This is a genomic window from Rhizobium deserti, assembly GCF_004358025.1.
GTDB lineage: Bacteria > Pseudomonadota > Alphaproteobacteria > Rhizobiales > Rhizobiaceae > Neorhizobium > Neorhizobium deserti.
In genome coordinates this window covers 215,383-236,812 of record NZ_SMTL01000004.1, presented here as the reverse complement: position 1 = coordinate 236,812, position 21,430 = coordinate 215,383, and the positions used below count along the sequence as shown (strand labels likewise).

Sequence of the window (21,430 nt, the reverse complement as noted above, 5' to 3'; positions counted from 1 at the left end):
GCTCCGCCCATTCTCAGCTTCTTGGATCAATCGCCGCCTATCTATCGACGGCGAGTGTCCATTATGTGGCGTCAGCCCTTGAGGACTTCAACCAGCGTCTTGCCCAAGCGTGCCGGCGAAGGCGAGACCTTAATGCCGGCCGCTTCCATGGCCGAGATCTTCGAGTCCGCATCACCCTTGCCGCCGGAAACGACAGCGCCGGCATGACCCATGGTGCGGCCCTTTGGAGCGGTACGGCCGGCGATGAAGCCAGCCATCGGCTTCTTGCGGCCCTTTTTGGCTTCGTCGATCAGGAACTGTGCCGCGTCTTCTTCAGCCGAACCGCCGATTTCGCCGATCATGATGATCGACTGCGTGGCTTCGTCGGCGAGGAACATCTCCAGGATGTCGATAAACTCGGTGCCCTTGACCGGGTCGCCGCCGATGCCGACGGCCGTGGTCTGGCCAAGGCCTTCGTTCGAGGTCTGGAACACAGCCTCATAGGTCAGCGTGCCGGAGCGCGATACGATGCCGACCGAACCCTTGCGGAAGATCGAGCCAGGCATGATGCCGATCTTGCATTCTTCCGGCGTCAGCACGCCCGGGCAGTTCGGGCCGAGCAGGCGCGACGAGGAACGGTCCAGCCGAGCCTTGACGCGAACCATGTCCATGACCGGAATGCCTTCGGTGATGCAGGTGATGAACGGGATCTCGGCATCAATTGCTTCGATGATCGCATCCGCTGCACCAGCCGGCGGAACATAGATCACGGACGCGTCGGCGCCGGTCTTTTCCTTGGCTTCCGCAACGGTCGCGAAGATCGGCAGGCTTTCGCCCTTAGAGCCGGTCCAGGTTTCGCCACCCTTCTTCGGGTGGATGCCGCCGACCATCTGCGTGCCGTAATAGGCGAGCGCCTGCTCGGTATGGAAGGTGCCGGTCTTGCCGGTCAGGCCCTGAACCAGAACCTTGGTGTCTTTATTGACGAGAATAGACATTGTTTCCGGTCCTTAAGTTAGGCGTTGATCGCAGCGACGATCTTCTTGGCAGCATCGTCCAAGTCGTCGGCGGCCGTGATCGCAAGACCAGACTCGTTGAGGATCTTCTTGCCAAGCTCGACATTGGTGCCTTCGAGGCGCACGACGAGCGGAACCTTGAGACCAACTTCCTGAACGGCAGCGACAACGCCCTCGGCGATGACGTCGCATTTCATGATGCCGCCGAAGATGTTGACGAGGATGCCCTCGACCTTCGGGTCGGCCGTGATGATCTTGAAGGCTGCCGCGACCTTCTCCTTGCCGGCGCCACCGCCGACGTCGCAGAAGTTTGCAGGCTCCTTGCCGTACAGCTTGATGATGTCCATGGTCGCCATGGCAAGGCCGGCACCATTGACCATGCAGCCGATATTACCGTCGAGCGCCACGTAAGCAAGGTCCCACTTGGAGGCTTCGATTTCCTTGGCGTCTTCTTCGGTTTCGTCGCGTAGCGCCTTGACATCGTCGTGACGGAAGATCGCATTGCCGTCGAAGGACATCTTGGCGTCGAGAACGCGCAGATGGCCGTCCTTCATGACGATCAGCGGATTGACTTCAAGGAGAGCCATGTCCTTTTCGCCGAACGCCTTATAGAGCGCCGGGAAGAGCGTCTTGGCATCTTCGGCGGCAGCGCCGGAGAGTTGGAGAGCCTGTGAGATCTTGGCCACGTCGTCAGCCGTGACGCCGGCTTCCGGATCGATGGCGATTGTGTGGATCTTTTCCGGCGTGTCATGGGCAACGGCTTCGATGTCCATGCCGCCTTCGGTCGAAACCACAAAAGCGACTTGGCCAACCGAGCGATCGACCAGGATCGAGCAATAAAGCTCGCGATCGATGTCAGCGCCGTCTTCGATATAGAGGCGGTTGACCTGCTTACCAGCTTCGCCGGTCTGGGCCGTTACCAACGTATTTCCGAGCATATCCTTGGCATGCGCCACGACTTCCTCGATCGATTTTGCCAAGCGAACGCCACCCTTGGCGTCAGGACCTAGTTCCTTGAACTTGCCCTTGCCGCGGCCACCGGCATGGATCTGGCTCTTGACCACGTAAAGCGGGCCGGGAAGCGACTTCGCAGCAGCTTCGGCTTCTTCCACCTTCAAGATAGCCACACCTTCGGCGACCGGCGCGCCATAGCCCTTCAGCAGAGCCTTGGCCTGATATTCGTGAATGTTCATGAGGTCTATCCTGTCTGGATTACTTGAGAGCAGGCGCGATATTGACGCAGGCTTCGCAGAGGCCGGCAACCGCGCCGACGGACTTCTGGAAGGCGGCCTCTTCGTCCTTGTTGAATTCGACTTCGATGATGCGCTCGACGCCGCCGGCGCCGATGATCGTCGGGACGCCGACATACATGTCCTTGACGCCGTACTGTCCCGAAAGGTAGGCGGCGGCCGGAAGAACGCGCTTCTTGTCCTTGAGGTAGGATTCAGCCATTTCGATCGCCGACGCAGCCGGCGCGTAATAGGCCGAACCAGTCTTCAAGAGGCCGACGATTTCCGCGCCACCGTCACGGGTGCGCTGGATGATTTCTTCGAGCCGTTCCTTGGTGACCCAGCCCATCTTGACGAGGTCGGTCAGCGGAACGCCGCCGACGGTCGAATAGCGGGCGAGCGGCACCATCGTATCGCCATGACCGCCGAGCACGAAGGCGGTAACGTCCTGAACAGAAACGTTGAACTCCTCTGAAAGGAAGAGGCGGAAACGCGCCGAGTCGAGCACGCCGGCCATGCCTACGACCATGTTCTTCGGCAGGCCGGAGAACTTCTGCAGAGCCCAGACCATGGCGTCGAGCGGGTTCGTGATGCAGATCACGAAGGCGTTCGGGGCATATTTCTTGATGCCGGCACCGACCTGTTCCATGACTTTGAGGTTGATGCCGAGCAGATCGTCGCGGCTCATGCCCGGCTTACGGGCGACACCCGCTGTGACGATGCAGACGTCAGCGCCTTCGATGGCGGCATAATCGCTGGCGCCGGACAGCTTGGCATTGAAGCCTTCGACCGGGCCGGACTGGGCAATGTCAAGGCCCTTGCCCTGTGGAATGCCGTCAGCGATGTCGAAGAGGACGATATCGCCCAGTTCCTTAAGGCTGGCGAGATGTGCCAGCGTGCCACCGATCATGCCAGAACCAATAAGTGCAATCTTCTTGCGCGCCATCGAAAAGCTTCCTTTCGAGATCCGATCCACGGGGGCTACGGCAGGCCCGCCAATGTGGTAGATCGCATACGCTTCTATACCCGGATTGGCAATCGGTTATTTTCGCAGCTTATTTTTCAATCGGTTAGATGTCAAATATCTTACGTAAACGTAAGACATGCGTCATCGGGACGTCATGTTACATGTCTTTGCTGCTGATGCGCCTTCAGATAATCCGGGCTGCGCATCTCGAAAAGGCGAGAGATCGTTCTATCGAATTCGAAGCCTTCGGTTCCTTTTCTTTCCAGAAGAATGTCCTCCGGAGGGCTGGCAGCAGAGGCAAACACGCGTACGTGATGATCGTAGAGAGCATCGACCAGGTTGATGAACCTCTTTGCCTCGTTACGCTTCTCCGGCCCGAGTTGCGGAATATGCTCGATGAACACAGCGTCGAACTGAGCTGCGATCTTGAGGTAGTCGGAGGCGCCGAGCGGTTTCTCGCAAAGATCTGCGAAGGTAAACCGGGCCGCGCGTCCTGCCGCAAACGGAACATGAATACTGCGGCCCTTCATCGGAATGTCGGTCGGCGCCACCTTCTGGCCGTCGATGATCTGATGCCAGGCTGCTTCCATCGCCGCATCGGCACGCGCGTCGAGCGGCGTCACGTAAACGGGCAGGCTCGCCAGCTTCTGCATGCGGTAGTCCAGCGGAGAATCAAGCGTCACGACATCCACGTGCTTGTTGAGAAGCGCGATGAATGGCGTAAACAGGCCTCTGTTCAGCCCGTCTTTATAAAGATTTTCAGGCGCGACATTGGAAGTGGCGACGAGCACGCATCCAAGATCGAAAAGGGCCGTGAACAGCCGCGCCAGGATCATCGCATCCGTGATGTCGGTGACCGAGAACTCGTCGAAGCATAGAAGCTCCGCGTCCGCATAGAGCGCAGCGGCGACGGGAGGAACGGGATCGGCCTGCTTCGTTTCACCGTTTCTCAGCTTTTGCCGGTGCTCGTGAATGCGGTTATGAACGTCCGCCATGAACTCATGAAAATGCGCACGACGCTTTTTGGCAACCGACGCCTTCTTGAAGAACATGTCCATGAGCATCGTCTTGCCGCGACCGACGCTGCCATGCACATAAAGGCCGCGGATTTCGCGTGGCCGCCCGCCGCCCCTGGCGAACAGCCAGCCGAGGGCGCTGGCCTTTTTCGCAGGCTTCGTGTCACGCAGGCATGTCAGGACATGATCAAGCTTGGCAGCGACCTGCATCTGGGCTGGATCCGGCGTCAGCACACCCGATCCAGCCAGAGCCCTGAGCTCCTCACCGACGCTTGACGTATATTTGGGAATGGGTTCCAACCGGACGCCCTCCGCCGCTAGGCTTTAGCGGCTGAGGCTGACCGGGGTTCCGGAATTCAATGTTCCGTCGTAGCGGTTGTCGGCGCTCTTGTAGACGCGGCCGATGACGTCGCCGGCGCGGTTCTTGAACTGCACCGTCTTGCCGGACACATCCCAGGAACCCATCGTGGTGAGTTCGCCGGCACATCCGCGGGTACCGCCGCGCGAGCCGCCGCCGAGATTGGTCAGCGTCAAAAACATGTCGCAGGACGAGCCGCCATTGGAAACACGCCAATTGCCGACCATGGTTTCCTTCTTGATGTCCAAGGCGCTTCCGGGAGCCGCGGCATTGGGATCGAGTGCCGCCATGTTTTGGCTACCCTGCGGTGCTGTCGGATATTGCGACTGCCCGGCGGCGCCGGGCGGCGGCAATTGGCTGCCTTGGACGGAAGGAACCGGTTGCGCCTGGAGCGGAGCAGGCTGGGATGGCAGGTCGCTATAAGGGCTGGAAGAGGTGCGCTGGCAGCCGGCGAGTGCCATAGCAAGTACCAAGCCTGTCGCCAAACATCTGAACTGCATCATCCAACTCCTGCTTTCAGTCTTTGTCAGCCACACGTGCCACTGAATTGGGACCGAATTATCGTAAAGCAATGCGGTTAATCAAGTCGTGGTGGAACAATTCGTGCTCGCGAAGAAGGCGCGTTCCGGACGCGATACCCGCAACGCGAGGATCAAGCGCCTAAACGCGGCGCTCGATCATCATCTTCTTGATCTCCGCAATCGCCTTGGCCGGGTTGAGGCCCTTCGGACAGGTCTGCGCGCAGTTCATGATCGTGTGGCAGCGGTAAAGACGGAACGGATCCTCGAGATTGTCGAGGCGCTCGCCCTTGGCTTCATCTCTGGAATCGATGAGCCAGCGATAAGCCTGCAGGAGAACAGCTGGACCGAGATAACGGTCGCCGTTCCACCAATAGCTCGGACAGGAGGTCGAGCAGCAGGCACACAGAATGCATTCGTAGAGACCGTCGAGCTTCTGACGATCGTCATGGCTCTGCTTCCACTCCTTCGCCGGCGGCGGCGACACCGTTTTCAGCCAGGGCTCGATGGAGCGGTGCTGAGCATAGAAATTTGTGAGATCGGGCACGAGATCCTTGACCACCGGCAGATGCGGCAGGGGGTAAACTTTCACCGTCCCCTTCACATCATCCATGCCCTTGGTGCAGGCGAGCGTGTTGGACCCATCGATATTCATGGCGCAGGATCCGCAGATGCCTTCACGGCAGGAGCGGCGAAGCGTCAGCGTCGGATCGATATTGTTCTTGATGTAGAGAAGACCGTCGAGCACCATTGGGCCGCAGTCGTCGATATCGATATAGAAGGTATCGATCCGCGGGTTCTGGCCGTCATCCGGGCTCCAGCGATAAATCCGGAACTCCCGAACATTCTGAGCTCCGGCCGGCTTCGGCCAGACCTTGCCTTCGGTCATCTGAGAGTTCTTGGGGAGAGCGAGTTCAACCATGGTTCAGTTCCCTCAGATCAATAGACGCGTGCCTTGGGCTCGATCTTTTGCGGATCGATGCCTTCGGCAATGAGCTCGGTGTGAACAGGGCGGTAGTCCAGCTTGACGTCGCCCGCCGCGTTCACCCAGGCCAGCGTATGCTTGCGCCAGTTCTCGTCGTCGCGGCCCGCAAAAGGTCCGGACGTATAATCTTCGCGAGCGTGGGAGCCGCGGCTTTCCTTGCGGGCTTCGGCGCCATAAACGGTGGTGATGGCGTTCGCCATCAGATTGTGCAATTCCAGCGTCTCGACCAGATCCGAATTCCAGATCATCGAGCGGTCCGTAACCTTGATATCCTTCAACTCGCTCCAGACCTCGGAAATGCGGCGACAGCCGGATTCCAGCGATTCCTGGGTGCGGAAGACGGCGGCGTCCTCCTGCATGGTGCGCTGCATCTTGTCGCGCAGCACGGCCGTTGGGGTTGCCCCGCTCGCGTGCCGCAGGCCGTCGAAGCGATCCATGATCCGGTCGCAGGCTGCAATATTAAGGGCCGGGATAGGCTCTGCCCTGTTGATCACTTCCCCTGCCCGCATGGCGGCAGCACGTCCGAAGACGACAAGGTCGATCAGCGAGTTGGAGCCGAGCCGGTTGGCGCCATGCACGGAGGCGCAGCCTGCTTCGCCGACAGCCATAAGGCCCGGCAGCAGACGTTCCGGATTGCTTGAATCAGCATTCAGCACTTCGCCCCAGAAATTGGTCGGAATGCCACCCATGTTATAATGCACGGTCGGCAGCACCGGGATGGGCTCGCGGGTCACGTCGACGCCGGCGAAGATCTTGGCGCTCTCGGAAATGCCCGGCAGGCGCTCGTGCAGAACGGCCGGATCGAGATGGTCGAGGTGCAGGAAGATGTGGTCCTTGTTCTTGCCGACGCCGCGACCTTCGCGGATTTCCAGCGTCATGCAGCGCGACACGACGTCGCGCGAAGCGAGGTCCTTGGCCGAGGGCGCATAACGCTCCATGAAGCGCTCGCCCTCGGAGTTGACGAGGTAGCCGCCTTCGCCACGCGCGCCTTCGGTAATCAGACAGCCCGAACCGTAGATGCCCGTCGGATGGAACTGCACGAATTCCATGTCCTGCAAGGGAAGACCGGCGCGAGCCACCATACCGCCACCATCACCGGTGCAGGTATGGGCCGAGGTCGCCGAAAAATAAGCACGGCCATAGCCGCCGGTCGCCAGCACCACCATCTTGGCGGAGAAGCGATGGATCGTGCCGTCGTCGAGGTTCCAGGCAACGACGCCGGTGCAGCGGCCGTCATCCGACATGATCAGGTCGAGCGCGAAATACTCAATGAAGAATTCCGCGTTGTTCTTGAGCGACTGACCGTAGAGCGTGTGCAGGATGGCATGGCCGGTTCGGTCTGCCGCGGCGCAGGTGCGCTGCACCGGTGGGCCGGCACCGAAATTCTGCATGTGGCCGCCAAACGGCCGCTGGTAGATCTTGCCTTCCTCATTCCGCGAGAACGGCACGCCGTAATGTTCGAGTTCATAGACGGCCTTGGGCGCTTCCATGACCATGTACTGCATGGCGTCGACATCGCCGAGCCAGTCAGAGCCCTTGACCGTGTCGTAGAGATGCCACTGCCAGCTATCCGGCGTCATGTTCTGCAGCGAGGCTGCGATGCCGCCCTGGGCGGCAACCGTATGGGAGCGCGTCGGGAAAACCTTGGTGATGCAGGCAGTCTTAAAGCCTTGTTCGGCCATGCCCAGCGTGGCGCGCAGGCCAGCGCCGCCGGCGCCGACGACGATCACGTCATAGGAATGGTCGACATAAGTGTAGGCCTTGCCGGTCTGGGCAATGGGTGTGACGGATGCCATAACGGGATTATCCTGCGAAAGCGATTTTCAGAGCGGCGACAAGACAGAGGCCACCGATCGCGATGGAAAAGGAAGCGTTGAGGATCATCAGGACGATCTTCATGATTTCTGAGTGGATATAGTCCTGGATGATCTCTTCCATGCCCAGACGCATGTGGATGACGGAAGCGATGATCGTCAGCGCATTGATGGTCGCGACGAAGGGATTGGCGAGCGCCGACACCACATCCGCATAGGGCCTGCCGGCGTAAAGCACCAGAAAGACGATGTAGAACAGCATCAAAGGCACGAGCGCCACCGATGTGGTGCGAACGCGCCAGAAATGCTCAGTGCCGCTCTTGGCCGAGCCGAGTCCGCGAACCTTGCCGAGGGGAGTACGCATGTCCATGTTCTATCTCCTCAGCGAATGACCAGCACGATCGCCCAAACAATGATGGTCAGGGCGATGGATAGCACGAGATTGGCCTTTGCCAGCTTGGTCGAGAGTTCCTTCTCGAAGCCGTATCCCAGATCCCACATGATGTGCCGCAGGCCGCCGAAAAGATGGTGGATGATGGCCCAGGTATAGCCGAACAACACCAGCTTTCCGACGATCGATCCGAACAGCCAGTTGACGCGGTTGAAATGCTCTTCCCCCGATGCCGCGGCAATAAGCCAGGCGGCAACAAGGAGGGTTCCGACGTAGAGCGCTCCGCCGGTGATCCGGTGGACGATCGACATGGCCATCGTTGGAATGAATTTGTAGATTTGTAGATGCGGCGACAGGGGCCGGTTGTTCGTCACATTCGCCATCATAACCTCGCGGCGTCGTATGCAGTGTCAAAGGCAAAAGCCTGGCAATGCACGGTGCGGAAGATATGTGCATTGCATCATCGGGCTGGTTTAATCTTACGGATGTCGGACGACAAGAACTATTAAAGGCCTTTCGAAATTTAATCGATTGTGTCTTCCAACCGCTGCTTCGTCTCAGGTAGATCAGTCTTATTAACCATAAATCGCAAAGAATTCGTTGCCGTGGAGCTGGACGGCACCAAATGATGTTAACCTTTCGTTAACCTGTTGTCTCCGGAGTCCGCCATGATCGCGAATCGCATCAAGCCTGTTCTTCTTGCTCTCGGCTGCCTGATCTTCGCTTCCGGCGCCGTAGCCGGCGAACGCCCGCATCACAACCACCATCGCCCCCAAACGGTTATCGGCACCCATGGCGGCAACCTCCTGTCTAACCGGCACCGCCGTCATTTTGTGGAGAACAATCGGTGGGATCGGCACGGCGACCGGCATCGGAACCGCCCTCCGAGGATCAGACGGATGGACCATTTGGCTGGGAGCTCATTTACGCGAACCCGTCAGGTCCGGGCCTATGACCGCACCAACGGTGAGGCTTTCTCTCCATACGCCAGCGGAACCTATTTCCTGCGTGACCAGGCATATTGGGATCTTTATCAGGAAAATCTCGTTCGGCTGGCGCCGCGCGCCAAGATCATCCATGTCGACAACCGTCTGGATGAAGATCAATATCCGCCAAGCAATGGATGCTCTTATGAGCACGGCGTCTGCGTCATTCGAGGCGGCCGTTAAACGAAGCGCCACACCGTGGTCTTCTTGATTTCGCCATCCTCCAATGCCCGCGTCACCGGCACCTGGTAGACGGCAACCTGATCGAGCCTGTCCTTTGGACAATAGCTGCGGCCGGGATCGCCGACCAGGACCAGCTTTCCGGCAGTGGCCAGTTCCGAAAACCACGGAACCAGTGCCTCGGCAAAATCGCGATCATAGAAAACATCCCCCGCGAGCACGACATCCGCATCGACAGGCTGACCGATCAGGTTATTGCCGGTAAACCCGATATCGACCTGATTATCGTTGGCATTGAGGGCCACTGCAGTGCTGGCCCAGGGATCGATATCGGCGGCCAGAACCTCCGTTGCCCCAGCGAGCCTAGCCGCAATCGCGACCAATCCTGAGCCGCTGGCAAAATCCAGAACACGCTTGCCCGACACCACTTCCGGATGATCCAGGACATAGCGGGCGAGCCCCTGGCCACCGGCCCAGGCAAAGGCCCAGAAAGGTGGCGGCAGGCCGATCTCCTCCAGCTCCTCCTCCGTCTTATGCCACAGAGCGTGGGCTTCGCTCGCCAGATGCAGCCGAATTTCCGGCACATGCGGCGGCGCGATCAGCTCTGTGTTTTCAAGGATGAAGGTTTCGGGATTGGTCTTCAAGATCGGCTCAGCCAGGCGAACGCGGCGGGCTGTCGAGACCTCCGAGCCTGCAGATTTCCAGATATTCCTCATCCGTTACCGGCTGCACGGAAAGCCGCATGGACGTTACCAGCGACATCTTCTCGAACTTCGGATTGGCCTTGATGTCCTTCAGCGTCACCGGCGTCGGCATGTCCATGACGGCGCGAATGTCGACGCAATCCCATTTGGGATCGCCCTTGGCGCTCGAGTCCGGATGCGACAAGGCGCAGACTTCGACAATCCCGACGATCTCCAGACCGTCGTTAGAGTGATAGAAGAACCCCTTGTCGCCGATTTTCATGGCCCGCATGTTGTTGCGTGCCAGATAATTGCGCACTCCGGTCCACTCAGTGCCCTTGGTCCTGGCAGCCTTCTGCTGCTCCCAGGACCAGGCCGAGGGCTCGGACTTGTAAAGCCAATAGGCCATGGATCGCTTCACTCCGCCGGCTTGTTGATGGTCCAGTTCCAGGCCTTGACCTCGACCTTCTCGAAGAGGCCGGCGAGATAGTAGGGATCAGCCTCGGCCAGTGCGCGCGCTGCGGCCATGTCTTGTGCATCGACGACGACAAGGCTGCCATTCGGCTTGCCGTCATCATCCAGGAACGGGCCTGCGAACTTCAAACTGCCGGCCTCGTTCAGCTTGTTGAGATGCTCCAAATGCGTTGGACGGGTCTCCATCCGGAGGTTCAAATGGCCGGGCTTGTCTGTGCATAGAAAGGCAAACAGCATGAAATCTCTCCTTGGATGAACTTATTCGGTGGTGATCGGACGCGTCATCAGCCGCTCCATGGCGGAGCGGACGTCGAGCCGACCGTCGATGATATCGGCAACCGCTTCGGTGACCGGCAGGTCCACCCCATGCTGCGCCCCTAGCTTCGCCGCGACGGATGCCGCAAACGCACCCTCTACCAATGGTCCGCCAGCCGAACGGGCTGGCCCGCCTTTTCCGAGCGCGATACCGAAGCGCAGGTTGCGCGACTGGTGGCTGGTGCCGGTCAGAACGAGATCGCCGAGGCCGGACAGTCCGCGGACCGTATCGGCATTGCCGCCCATGGCCTCGATCAGCCGCGACATTTCCGCAAGCCCACGCGAGATCAAGGCAGCCCGCGCCGATTCTCCCAAGCCGGCTCCCTCGACAATGCCGCAGGCGATGGCCAGCACGTTCTTGAGCGCCCCGCCGAGCTGCACGCCCAACCGGTCGGTGGAAGCGTAGAGCCGGAAGCTGCGACCCGACAGCGCATTGGCAAGCCGCTCGGCAAGGGGCTGATCTGCAGCCGCGATCGCCATGGCGGTCGGAAGACCGTGGGCGATATCCGCAGCGAAGCCTGGACCGGAAAGAGCGGCCACGGCATGGAGCGAAAGTTCGGCTTCCAGGACCTCGGTCAGCAGGCGGCCGGAGAATCTGTCTATTCCCTTGGCGCAGGTGACGACGGTGGCTTGCTCGCTGAGATAAGGGCCGTAATGTCGGCCTGCATCCACCTGCGCCTGTGAAGGCATCGCAAACAACACGATGCTTGCTTCCCGCAGGGCATCCGGCTCGGCCGAAAATTGCAGACCATCCGGCAGGACAATGCCGGGAAGCGCGGTGTTGTGGACCCTGTCTGCGCGCAGATCGCTCATCAGAAGCGGATTGCGACCGATGAGGGTGACGGGATGGCGACCTTCAAGCGCCATCACTGCGGCAAGTGCGGTGCCGAAAGCGCCGGCGCCGACCACGGCGATCTGCTCGCTCATGCCTTGGCACCCCGCCGCCCGGAACCAAGCAAGGTTTGGGCATGGGCATCCAGCGGCCAACGGGAACGCGGCGACACATCCAACCCGTCGGTGGGCAGGTCCTCCGCCAGTCGTTCAAGGCCTGCCCAGGCGATCATGGCGGCATTGTCGGTGCACAACCGAAGCGGAGGTGCAATGAAGCGGAAGCCATTCTCGATGCACAGCGCCTGCAGCGTCCGTCGGATCTCCTGGTTGGCAGCAACGCCTCCCGCCACGACCAGCGCCCGATCCACATCGAGATGAGCAAATTCCTGCTGAAAGCGCGTCAGACCGCGCCCGACGCGGTCCCTCAAGGTGCGCGAGATCGCTTTCTGAAAGGAGGCGCAGATATCGGCGACATCCTGATCGCTCAGCGGCGCGATGTCGGTTGCTGCCTGCCGAACCGCCGTCTTCAGACCGGAAAAGGAAAAGTCCAGCCGCGCTTCCCCCACCAGCGGGCGCGGAAATAAAAAACGGTCTGGATCACCCGTCTGTGCCGCCTTCTCGACAGCTGGGCCACCGGGATAAGGCAGGCCAAGCAGCTTCGCCGTCTTGTCGAAGGCTTCGCCCAGCGCATCGTCGATCGTCGTGCCCCAGCGCTCGTACTCCCCGACGCCACGCACCAGCACCAGCTGCGTATGGCCGCCGGAAACGAGCAGCATCAGATAAGGAAAGGACAAGCCATCGGTCAGCCGCGCCGTCAAGGCATGGCCTTCCAGATGATTGATGGCTAATAACGGCTTTCCTGCTGCCCGGGCGATCGCCTTGGCCGTCATCAGCCCGACGATCAAGCCGCCGATCAGGCCAGGTCCGGCAGTTGCGGCAACCGCATCCACGTCGTCGAGCGAAACGCCGGCGCGATGGAGCGCCTCCTCGATCAGACCATCAAGCGCTTCGACATGCGCACGAGCGGCGATTTCGGGCACTACGCCGCCATAAAGGCTATGCTCGTCCAGCTGCGAGAAGACGACATCCGACAGGACCTCGCCGCGTCCGTCTTCGTGGCGCGCCACGACTGACGCCGCAGTTTCGTCGCAGCTTGTTTCAATGCCGAGGATGCGAAGAAAGGTCGCCATGGGCCTATCGATAATTGCGATGCTGGATAAACCGGTCTACGAAGCCTCCGGTAACAATGGAATGACACGGATGCAAACAAAACCTTTCCGGATCGGCACGCGCGGCAGTCCACTGGCGCTGGCCCAGGCTGCAGAAACGCGTGCGAGGCTGATGGCGGCCCACAACCTGCCCGAGGAAATGTTCGAGGTCGTCATCCTGTCCACCACCGGTGATCGCGTCACCGACCGAGCGCTCAGCGAGATCGGCGGCAAGGGGATGTTCACGCTGGAGCTGGAGGAGCAGCTTTCGGACGGCCAGCTGGACTTTGCCGTGCATTCCTCCAAGGACATGCCGACCAAGCTTCCGGAAGGCCTTTATATTTCCGCTTATCTGCCCCGCGAAGATTTTCGCGATGCCGTGATCGGACGTACGGCTCCGACCCTTATGGCTCTGCCGGATGGCGCTACCGTCGGGACTGCCTCTCTCAGGAGACAGGCGCTGATCCGCCGCATTCGCCCGGATATAAAGGTGGAGATCCTGCGGGGCTCCGTCGGCACGCGGCTGCGCAAGCTGAATGAGGGGCATGCCGACGCAACCCTGCTGGCCTATGCCGGCCTGAAGCGCCTTTCCCGCGAAGAGGTTATCACGGAACTGCTCGATCCCGCAGATTTCCCGCCCGCCCCGGCGCAAGGGGCCATTTGCATTGAAAGCCGCATCGGTGATCGGCGCATCGATGCCCTTTTGGAACCTGTCAACGACCCGCCGACTTTCGACGCGGTATCCTGCGAACGTGCCTTTCTGGAAGCGCTCGACGGATCCTGTCGGACGCCGATCGGCGGCTATGCGGTGTGCGACGGCGATCACCTGAAGTTTTTCGGGCTTATCCTGACGCCTGACGGGCGACAGGAGCATGCGATCGAGGTTGAAGGTCGCCGGGCGGAAGCGCGTGCCTTGGGCCATCAGGCCGGCGATGCGGTTCGGGCCGTTGCAGGAACCAGCTTCTTCGAAGGCTGGTCGTAAAGCCATGCGGGTGCTTGTTACCCGCCCTGAACACAGCGCCCGACACACCGCGGCGCGGCTCGAGGCTCTCGGGCATGCGCCGATCATGCTTCCTCTGACCAAAGCTGCGCATGACCCGCAGGCGGCAGAAGCTGCGCTGGCAGGGCCCCACAGGGCACTTGCCATCACCAGCGCCGAGGCGGTTCGGGCAATATCTGGGCTCACACCCTTTCTGAGCGAACCCATGTTTGCCGTGGGCAGAGCCACTGCCGAGGCGGCCGAGAATCAGGGTTTCAGCAATGTCCATACCGGCAGCGGAACCGGCTCCGGATTGGCCGAACTAATCGCGGGCTTTCCGTCGCAGTCCACCGATCCGCTTTTGTATCTTGCCGGCAGTCCGCGATCTTCATCCTTCGAAGAGAGCCTGGGCGCCAGGAACATCCCGCTGACGGTAGCGGAGGTCTACCGGATGCTGCCGATTGCCTATGACCAGAGTGCCTTGGAGACCGCTTTCGTCCAGGCGCGGCCCAATGCGGTTCTGCTTTATTCGGGACAAAACGCCCATTTGTTCTTTGAGCTGGCTGCGCCGTTCAGACGTGCTCTAGACGAGCTCCTCGTCCTTGGCATCAGCGAAAGCGTTCTGGAGGCTGTGCCCCCGAATTTTCGCCTGAAAATCAAGATTGCCAAGCGCCCTGACGAAGAGGGACTTTTTGCCCTCCTTTAGCCTTGCGCCGCCTGCAAAATACCGGGCGCCCCTTTCTTTCCGAGGGGCCACCCCCTAGTTTCCACGTCATTGCATGCGAGAAGAGGTCGAGATGGTACCGGAACAGCCGCCACGCCGATCAAAGGCAGAAAAAGAGCCCATCACGATCGACCTTCCTGTCGAGCCGGGAGATACGCTTGCCGAGCCTGTGCGCAGCAATGACGGTGACGATCCGGTATCTGCTGCACCCACTGACGATGCAGTGGCGGCCGAACCTGCGCCAGTCCAATACGATATCACCGATGAACCGGTTATGGCACCGTCTGCCGATGAGCCCTTGCCCGCCGATGAGCTCTTGGCCGTCGATGAGCCGCCAGTTGCCGATGAGCCCCTCAAGGCTGATGAACCGGCAATGGATGAGCCTTTGCCGGAGCCGGCTTTCCGCTCCGGCCCCAGGAGCGACGAACCTGACGCGCGACCGGCGCCAGCCGTGGTCCAACGCCAAGGCCCTTCGACGTCAGCCCTTTTCGCAGCCGGCATCGTTGGTGGCCTTGTCGCTCTAACGCTGGCGGGCAGCATGCAATATGCTGGCTACCTGCCGGCGGCTTCCCCGGCTCCCGCACCGGATAACTCCGCAGTCGCGCCGGAAATCAGCCGGCTTCAGGAACAGGTCCAGGCTCTTCAGAACCGTCCGGTGCCGACGGATTCATCCCTGGCTGAACGGGTCCAGGCGCTGGAAGCCGGACTTTCGGAAAGGAGCCAGAGCGATCTGCCACAGCGGCTGGCCGCCCTTGAGGGCCAGATCAAAGATGTCAGCTCCGCCACCCGAGCGACAGCTGGCAATGATGCGGACCTCGCGCGACGCCTGCAGGAGGCAGAAGCCAAGATCAATGACGAGGGTCCCGAGCAGCAGGTCGCCCGCGCAGTTGCCGCAGCCGCACTGAAAGCAGCCATCGATCGTGGCGGACGCTTCGAAACCGAACTTCAAACTTTTGCGGGCGTCGCTGGCGATGATCCGGCCGTTGCCGAACTTCAAAAGTTCGGCTCGGTTGGCGTGCCCTCGCGGGCACAGCTGCAGGCCGATTTTCCACGCATTGCCGATGCCATGTTGGACGCACTGGCTCAGCCTGACGAGAACCAGGGACTTGCATCTCGGCTGATGTCGTCAGCCATGTCCGTCGTGAAGGTCCGCCGCGTTGGCGATGTTCAGGGTGATACGCCTGAAGCGGTCGTCGCACGTATGGAAGATGGTCTTCGCAGCGGAGATCTGCCGGCAGCGGCGCGCCAATGGGACAGCCTGCCCGAAAGCGCCAAAAACGCGTCACAGGACTTCAAGCAGAAGCTCGACGCCCGTATCCAGGTAGAAAATCTCGTGGGCAGCACGCTCACGCGCGCAGTCGCCGGCACGCAAGGCTGAGGATAGAAGACCGAATGATCAGACTTTTCATTTTCCTTCTCGTCGTTCTCGGTCTTGGCTGGGGCTTTTCCTGGCTTGCGGACCGACCGGGGCTGATTTCGATCACCTGGCAGGATCACCTGATCGAAACCAGCATTATGGTGGCAGCAACGCTGGTTGTGGCCCTGATTGCTGTCGTGATGATCTTCTGGTGGCTCGTCGGCGTGATCTGGACGTCGCCCCACTCCGTGCGTCGCTATTTCCGGTCTCGTAAGCGCGACCGTGGCTATCAGGCTCTGTCCACTGGCCTCATTGCAGCCGGCGCCGGCAATGCCCGGCTCGCCCACAAGATGAGCCTGCGCACCCGCGGCCTTCTCCGCGCCGATCAGGAACCGCTTATCCATCTTCTGGAGGCCCAGACCGCGCTGATCGAAGGTAAGTATGACGATGCTCGTCGAAAATTCGAGCAGATGGCCGAGGATCCGGAAACCAAGGAATTGGGGCTGCGCGGCCTTTACATGGAAGCGCGCCGGCTTGGTGCCAACGAAGCCGCAAGACAATATGCCGAGAAAGCCGTTGAAGACGCGCCCTATCTTCCCTGGGCGGCTCAAGCGACGCTGGAATCGCGCAGCCAGGCCGGTCGTTGGGACGACGCCATTCGCCTGCTCGACCAGCAGCGCGTCGCCGGTGTCCTGGAAAAGCCGCAGGCTGATCGTCTGAAGGCCGTGCTTCTCACCGCCCAGGCCGGTGATCAGTTGGAAGGGGATCCGAAAGGCGCCCGCGACAATGCCACGGCGGCTTTGAAGCTTGCCAAGGACCTGGTGCCGGCAGCAATTATTGCGGCGAAGGCTTATCTGCGTGAAGACAACGTCCGCAAGGCGGCCTCGATCCTCGAAGCAAGCTGGAAACTCGGGCCGCATCCGGAAATCGGCCGCACCTATATCCGAGCACGTAGCGGTGACAGCACCATCGACCGCCTGAAGCGGGCCGACAAGCTCGAAGCGCTGCGGCCCAACAATGTCGAATCGCTGCTGGCCGTTGCGCAGGCGGCCCTCGATGCCCAGGAGTTTGCGAAGGCACGAGCAAAGGCCGAGGCCGCCGCGCGCATGGCACCGCGCGAGGCAGCTTACTTGTTGCTCGCCGATATCGAAGAAGCTCAGACGGGCGACCAGGGCCGCGTCCGCCACTGGATGGCGCAGGCATTGCGGGCACCCCGCGATCCGGCCTGGGTAGCAGATGGTTTTGTTTCGGAAAATTGGCTGGCCGTCTCGCCTATCACCGGACTGCTCGACGCTTTTGAATGGAAGGCGCCGTTCGATCAGATCCAGGGTCCCGTCGAGGAAGGTTCGCTCGTTGCGGACGAGGCTATTGCAAGCCTCCCGCCGGTCGCCCGGACAACTGACGAGGCGAGCGCCGTAGCACCGAAAAATCCGATCACCGCTCATGTTCCGGTGCCGGCTGAACCCGTGCGGCAACCGCATACCGATTTAGCTGTTGCAGCAAAACCACCAGAGGCTGCGAATTTTAGGAACGAGGGCGGAAAAGCGGCCAAAAACGAAGATGAGCCGGTTCCCTTTTTCGGCGGCGCACCAGATGATCCGGGCGTGAAAGATCCGAACGCCGCACAGCCTCCGACGAGGCTCCGGCTCTTCTAAAATGGAGAAGGCCTCAACGACATGCTCGACCGCATCCAGGCCTTCCTCCACACTTTGACCGCCCCTCACCATACGCAGGAATTTGCGCCCGACGACCCCCGCGTTGCCTTCGTGGCCCTCTGTTTCCAAGTCATGGAAGCCGACGGCAACGTATCGGCAAAGGAGCAGCAAAAGTTTCGGGATCTGTTGCGCGAGCGCTATGCTCTCAGCGAAGACAATTTGAAGGCGCTGATCGACATCGGTCATCAGGCCGGCAGCGAGGCCGTCGACTATTACCGCTTCACCTCCGATCTTAGGCGGCATCTCACCAATGAAGACGATCGCGTCGAACTTCTCGGCATCCTGTGGGATATCGTCTACGCCGATGGCCAGCGGAGCGAGATCGAAGACCACGTGATCTGGCGGATTGCCGATCTTCTGGGCGTATCTGCCCGCGACCGTGTCCTGGAGCGCCAGCAGGCGGCCGCGCGCGCAACGGGAGATCATCTGTGAGGATGATCAGCGCCAAACGAAGCGCCGCGTCTTCGGACCGGGAATAACGGTTCTGATTGCAAGAAGATGGGTCACCGAGTGTCGGCCAGACGCAGTCTGACCGGAAGAAACGGGGAGCCCAGCTCCGTCCGGGCCTATCGCTCCGGTGCCGCAAGGCTGTCGATCTTGCGCAGCTTTGGAAAGCCCAAGGACCAGATAATCGCCACGCCGAGCGTGCCGATCCCGCCGATGACGACCGCTGGAACGGCTCCGAATATCGATGCCATCGTGCCGGCGCGGAATTCGCCAAGTTCGTTTGACGCGCCGACGAAGACCATGTTGACGGCATTGACGCGGCCGCGCACTTCGTCGGGTGTCCATAGCGCAATCAAGGTTTCGCGCACATAGACCGAGATCATGTCCGATGCGCCCATCAGCATCAGCGCCGCGATCGAAATCCAAGGCGTCGTGGACAGCCCGAAGATCAGGGTCCCTATACCGAAGAGGGCTACTCCAACGAACATTGCCAGTCCCGCATGATGGCGGATGGGATGGAAAGCCAGCCAGATGGCGACGACGATGGCGCCGATACCGGGTCCTGCGCGCAGCAGCCCCAGACCCCAGGGACCCAGTTCGAGGATATCGCGGGCAAAGATCGGCATGAGCGCGACGGCGCCTCCCAGCAGAACCGCGAACAGGTCCAGCGAGATCGCCCCCAGCACCACCTTCTCCTGGGAAATAAACTTGAAGCCGGCCAGGATCTGCTCCCAGCTCACCTTGTTGGCGGCATTGCGCTGGGCCGGCTTGGGGATCATGAAGACCAGTATGCCCGAAAGCACGAGCAGGAAAAGCGCTACCGAATAGGCAGAGACGGCGCTGACCCCATAAAGCAGGCCGCCGATCACAGGCCCGAGGATCGAGGCTGTCTGCCACGAAGAGGAATTCCAGGCGACCGCATTCGGCAGGTCTTCTTCAGGAACGAGGTTGGGACCGAGCGACTGCACGGCTGGCCCCATGAAGGCGCGCTCAATGCCGAAGACGACGAGGATGGCGAAGACGAGCGCCGGCGTGAACGAGTGGGTTATCGTCAGCGCCAGAAGCGCTGCGCAGCAGGCTCCTCCGACGACCATGCACACGGCAACGATCATGCGCCTGTTGTACCGGTCCGCCACCGTTCCCGTGACGAGGATCAGCAGTAGCGACGGCAGAAACTGGAAGAGCCCAATCAGCCCGAGGTAAAGTGGGTTCCTCGTCTCGTCATACATCTGCCAGCCGACGGCAACACTGATGATCTGGACAGCGAAAGCGGAAAAGAAGCGCGCGAGGAAGAAGCGGGTATAGGACTGGTGCCTGAAAGCGGCGAAACGATCACCCGACAAGGGAACTGACATGAGTTGACACTTTCAGCATGGCCGGAGATCGCTACCCTTCCCCTGCTCTGCACATGCTGGCGTTAAACATGCCGGAATGAGCCGCTGAGGTGGCACTTGCCCGTTAGTTCGCCAATGTCTACATGTCTGTCAACAACGAAATGGAGACTTTAGATGGCGGGCATAATCATTGCGGTGATTCAGGTTATTCAAATGGCGCTATCGCTATATGTCTACATCTTGATCGCCAGCGCCATTTTCTCATGGCTTTACGCGTTCAACGTCATCAACTCCAGGAACGCCTTCGTAGAGTCGATCGGCCGTTTCCTTTACAATGTGACGGAGCCCGTGCTGCGGCCCATTCGCCGCATCATGCCCGATCTGGGTGGCATCGACATTTCGCCGATCATCCTCATCCTGCTCATCTACTTCATCCAGATGATCCTGGCCAATCCCATTGCTCCCTTCCTGCTTTCCCTGACAATGTGAGCCGAACCTGCGGCAAGCATTTCGATCACCGGCGATCTGCAGGTCGGCTAAAGCCAGTGCGGATCGTCGATCGATATCTATGAAGCCAGATAGCGCATTAAAAAGCCTTCCGGATCACAGGGGACCCGAAAGGCTGGAAGATAGGTCAGGACACTGATCCGCAGCTGAAGAGCTACTGGCCGGCCTTATAGCGCTCAATCGCTTCGACAATCAGCGTCTTGGCCACGTCGACATTCTGCCATCCGCCGATCTTCACCCACTTGCCGGGCTCCAGATCCTTGTAATGCTCGAAGAAGTGCTCGATCTGCTTCAGGGTAATTTCGGGCATATCGGTGTAGTTCTTTATCTTGTCGTAGCGCTGGGTCAGCTTGGGAACCGGCACGGCAATGATCTTCTCGTCCTTGCCGCCGTCGTCTTCCATGATCATCACGCCGATCGGGCGGACATTGATGACGCAGCCCGGCACCAACGGACGGGTATTGCAGATCAGCACGTCGATCGGGTCGCCATCCTCAGACAGCGTATGGGGAACGAAGCCGTAGTTTCCCGGATAGGTCATCGGGGTGTAGAGGAACCGATCGACGACAAGCGCCCCGGCTTCCTTGTCCATCTCGTACTTGATCGGCTGACCACCGACCGGTACTTCGACGATGACGTTGACGTCTTCAGGCGGGTTCTTGCCTGTGGAAATTGCATCAATACGCATTCTTTTCCCCGATGAGGTTCAATGAGGTCACGCGTCGATAGCGGGATTTATCCTTCAAGGCAACACGCCGTTGCCGTGAATATCCAGCAGAGCTCGCGGGCCGATGCTGGAGGTTTCAAATTGGCACAATGCGTGGCGCCCGCTTGTCAGGGCCAGACGAAGCCGATCTTCTTCAACTGTGTTCCATCGAAGTCTTCCATGCCTTCGGCGACGTCCTGACCGGCATGACGGCGGAAAAAGCGTGTGGCATGTTCGCTGTCTTCAAGGCACCATACCACCAGCCCGTCGCAGCCGAGCGACCTCAGGAGCCGACGGCTCTCGCCGAACAGGCGGCGGCCCAAGCCGATCCCCTGATATTGCGGACGCAGATAGATTTCATAGACTTCGCCGTCATGAGGCAGAGCCTTTGCTCGGTTCAGCCCGATGGTTGCGTATCCGGCAATCTCGCCGGCAATGTCAAGAACCAAGAGGGTTGCCGGGCCGCGGGTCGCCTTGCGCCACCAGCCCTCACCCCGACGCTCCAGCATCTGCGTCAGCGGCTTGTGTGGTATAAGCCCGGCATAGGCATGGGACCAGGCCTCGCGGTGCGCCACCGATACGGCTCGGGCGTCTTGCGGTTCGGCCCGCCGGACATCGATCGACAACGTCTTCATAACGTTACTTTAGGTCCTGCAGCAGGCGACCCGCCATTCCGCCGGAGCGAAAACGCTGGATTGCCCACAGACTTTTCAT

General features: G+C 60.4%; 25 protein-coding genes. 7 read left to right on the top strand and 18 right to left on the bottom strand.

Features of this window, described 5'->3' with window-relative positions; genetic code table 11:
- Positions 1-71: 71 nt before the first annotated feature.
- From sucD to E2F50_RS16770, 10 genes are all read right to left on the bottom strand, one after another.
- Positions 72-974: a succinate--CoA ligase subunit alpha gene (sucD, locus tag E2F50_RS16815; protein WP_133317337.1), complete on the bottom strand. Its 903-nt coding sequence runs from the start codon at positions 972-974 to the stop codon at positions 72-74.
- A 17-nt stretch (positions 975-991) separates the two neighbouring features.
- The gene (sucC, locus tag E2F50_RS16810) at positions 992-2,185 is read right to left on the bottom strand and encodes an ADP-forming succinate--CoA ligase subunit beta (RefSeq protein WP_133317336.1); all 1,194 of its coding nucleotides are present in this window, start codon (positions 2,183-2,185) and stop codon (positions 992-994) included.
- A gap of 19 nt (positions 2,186-2,204) precedes the next feature.
- Positions 2,205-3,167, bottom strand: coding sequence for a malate dehydrogenase (gene mdh / locus E2F50_RS16805; protein WP_133317335.1), 963 nt, complete (start codon positions 3,165-3,167; stop codon positions 2,205-2,207).
- 173 nt (positions 3,168-3,340) lie between these two features.
- On the bottom strand, positions 3,341-4,504 hold the full coding sequence (zapE, locus tag E2F50_RS16800; RefSeq protein WP_133317334.1) for a cell division protein ZapE: 1,164 nt from the start codon (positions 4,502-4,504) through the stop codon (positions 3,341-3,343).
- 24 nt (positions 4,505-4,528) lie between these two features.
- Positions 4,529-5,062: a protease inhibitor Inh/omp19 family protein gene (locus E2F50_RS16795; RefSeq protein WP_133317333.1), complete on the bottom strand. Its 534-nt coding sequence runs from the start codon at positions 5,060-5,062 to the stop codon at positions 4,529-4,531.
- A 160-nt stretch (positions 5,063-5,222) separates the two neighbouring features.
- Positions 5,223-6,002 (bottom strand): succinate dehydrogenase iron-sulfur subunit, encoded by a 780-nt coding sequence (locus E2F50_RS16790; protein ID WP_133317332.1) that lies wholly within the window; start codon positions 6,000-6,002, stop codon positions 5,223-5,225.
- Between the two features lie 17 nt (positions 6,003-6,019).
- Complete coding sequence (sdhA, locus tag E2F50_RS16785; RefSeq protein WP_133317331.1) at positions 6,020-7,861, bottom strand: succinate dehydrogenase flavoprotein subunit; 1,842 nt, start codon at positions 7,859-7,861, stop codon at positions 6,020-6,022.
- A 7-nt stretch (positions 7,862-7,868) separates the two neighbouring features.
- A complete protein-coding gene (gene sdhD, locus E2F50_RS16780) occupies positions 7,869-8,249 on the bottom strand; it encodes a succinate dehydrogenase, hydrophobic membrane anchor protein (protein WP_133317330.1) in 381 nt (126 codons plus the stop codon).
- 11 nt (positions 8,250-8,260) lie between these two features.
- Entirely contained in the window at positions 8,261-8,653 is a 393-nt protein-coding gene (gene sdhC / locus E2F50_RS16775) for a succinate dehydrogenase, cytochrome b556 subunit (protein ID WP_133317329.1), read from the bottom strand.
- Between the two features lie 192 nt (positions 8,654-8,845).
- Positions 8,846-9,142, bottom strand: a complete 297-nt coding sequence (locus E2F50_RS16770; RefSeq protein ID WP_133317328.1) for a hypothetical protein — start codon at positions 9,140-9,142, stop codon at positions 8,846-8,848.
- A 27-nt stretch (positions 9,143-9,169) separates the two neighbouring features.
- Here E2F50_RS16770 and E2F50_RS16765 point away from each other — a divergent pair, with 27 nt between their 5' ends.
- On the top strand, positions 9,170-9,439 hold the full coding sequence (locus E2F50_RS16765; RefSeq protein ID WP_133317327.1) for a hypothetical protein: 270 nt from the start codon (positions 9,170-9,172) through the stop codon (positions 9,437-9,439).
- On the opposite strand, the gene E2F50_RS16760 is transcribed toward E2F50_RS16765, so the two are convergent.
- From E2F50_RS16760 to tsaD, 5 genes are read right to left on the bottom strand one after another with little or no spacing between them, the layout of a single operon-like run.
- Positions 9,436-10,080, bottom strand: a complete 645-nt coding sequence (locus tag E2F50_RS16760) for a class I SAM-dependent methyltransferase (protein WP_133317326.1) — start codon at positions 10,078-10,080, stop codon at positions 9,436-9,438. The genes E2F50_RS16765 and E2F50_RS16760 overlap by 4 nt on opposite strands.
- A gap of 7 nt (positions 10,081-10,087) precedes the next feature.
- Positions 10,088-10,528: an EVE domain-containing protein gene (locus E2F50_RS16755; RefSeq protein WP_133317325.1), complete on the bottom strand. Its 441-nt coding sequence runs from the start codon at positions 10,526-10,528 to the stop codon at positions 10,088-10,090.
- An 8-nt stretch (positions 10,529-10,536) separates the two neighbouring features.
- Complete coding sequence (locus E2F50_RS16750; protein WP_133317324.1) at positions 10,537-10,830, bottom strand: YciI-like protein; 294 nt, start codon at positions 10,828-10,830, stop codon at positions 10,537-10,539.
- 21 nt (positions 10,831-10,851) lie between these two features.
- Positions 10,852-11,835 (bottom strand): NAD(P)H-dependent glycerol-3-phosphate dehydrogenase, encoded by a 984-nt coding sequence (locus E2F50_RS16745; RefSeq protein WP_133317323.1) that lies wholly within the window; start codon positions 11,833-11,835, stop codon positions 10,852-10,854.
- Positions 11,832-12,929, bottom strand: coding sequence for a tRNA (adenosine(37)-N6)-threonylcarbamoyltransferase complex transferase subunit TsaD (gene tsaD, locus E2F50_RS16740; protein ID WP_133317322.1), 1,098 nt, complete (start codon positions 12,927-12,929; stop codon positions 11,832-11,834). Before tsaD ends, E2F50_RS16745 begins: the two co-directional genes overlap by 4 nt.
- 70 nt (positions 12,930-12,999) lie before the next feature.
- Between tsaD and hemC the strand changes: the two genes are divergently transcribed.
- The 5 genes from hemC (at position 13,000) to E2F50_RS16715 (ending at position 18,154) form a co-directional block, all read left to right on the top strand.
- Positions 13,000-13,929, top strand: a complete 930-nt coding sequence (gene hemC / locus E2F50_RS16735; protein WP_133317321.1) for a hydroxymethylbilane synthase — start codon at positions 13,000-13,002, stop codon at positions 13,927-13,929.
- 4 nt (positions 13,930-13,933) lie between these two features.
- Complete coding sequence (locus E2F50_RS16730; protein ID WP_133317320.1) at positions 13,934-14,632, top strand: uroporphyrinogen-III synthase; 699 nt, start codon at positions 13,934-13,936, stop codon at positions 14,630-14,632.
- A gap of 91 nt (positions 14,633-14,723) precedes the next feature.
- Positions 14,724-16,028, top strand: a complete 1,305-nt coding sequence (locus tag E2F50_RS16725) for a COG4223 family protein (protein ID WP_133317319.1) — start codon at positions 14,724-14,726, stop codon at positions 16,026-16,028.
- Positions 16,029-16,042: 14 nt separating this feature from the next.
- The gene (locus tag E2F50_RS16720) at positions 16,043-17,662 is read left to right on the top strand and encodes a heme biosynthesis protein HemY (protein WP_133317318.1); all 1,620 of its coding nucleotides are present in this window, start codon (positions 16,043-16,045) and stop codon (positions 17,660-17,662) included.
- Positions 17,663-17,683: 21 nt separating this feature from the next.
- A complete protein-coding gene (locus E2F50_RS16715; RefSeq protein ID WP_133317317.1) occupies positions 17,684-18,154 on the top strand; it encodes a tellurite resistance TerB family protein in 471 nt (156 codons plus the stop codon).
- A gap of 134 nt (positions 18,155-18,288) precedes the next feature.
- Here the strand turns inward: E2F50_RS16715 and E2F50_RS16710 are convergent, their stop codons facing one another.
- Entirely contained in the window at positions 18,289-19,524 is a 1,236-nt protein-coding gene (locus E2F50_RS16710) for an MFS transporter (protein WP_133317316.1), read from the bottom strand.
- A gap of 153 nt (positions 19,525-19,677) precedes the next feature.
- Here E2F50_RS16710 and E2F50_RS16705 point away from each other — a divergent pair, with 153 nt between their 5' ends.
- On the top strand, positions 19,678-19,992 hold the full coding sequence (locus E2F50_RS16705) for a YggT family protein (protein WP_245515441.1): 315 nt from the start codon (positions 19,678-19,680) through the stop codon (positions 19,990-19,992).
- 172 nt (positions 19,993-20,164) lie between these two features.
- Here the strand turns inward: E2F50_RS16705 and ppa are convergent, their stop codons facing one another.
- Together ppa and E2F50_RS16695 are read right to left on the bottom strand one after the other, a co-directional pair.
- Positions 20,165-20,698 carry an inorganic diphosphatase gene (gene ppa, locus E2F50_RS16700; protein ID WP_133317315.1) on the bottom strand — a complete coding sequence of 178 codons (534 nt, stop codon included), beginning with the start codon at positions 20,696-20,698 and terminating at the stop codon, positions 20,165-20,167.
- A 146-nt stretch (positions 20,699-20,844) separates the two neighbouring features.
- Positions 20,845-21,351, bottom strand: coding sequence for a GNAT family N-acetyltransferase (locus E2F50_RS16695; RefSeq protein ID WP_133317314.1), 507 nt, complete (start codon positions 21,349-21,351; stop codon positions 20,845-20,847).
- Positions 21,352-21,430 lie beyond the last annotated feature (79 nt).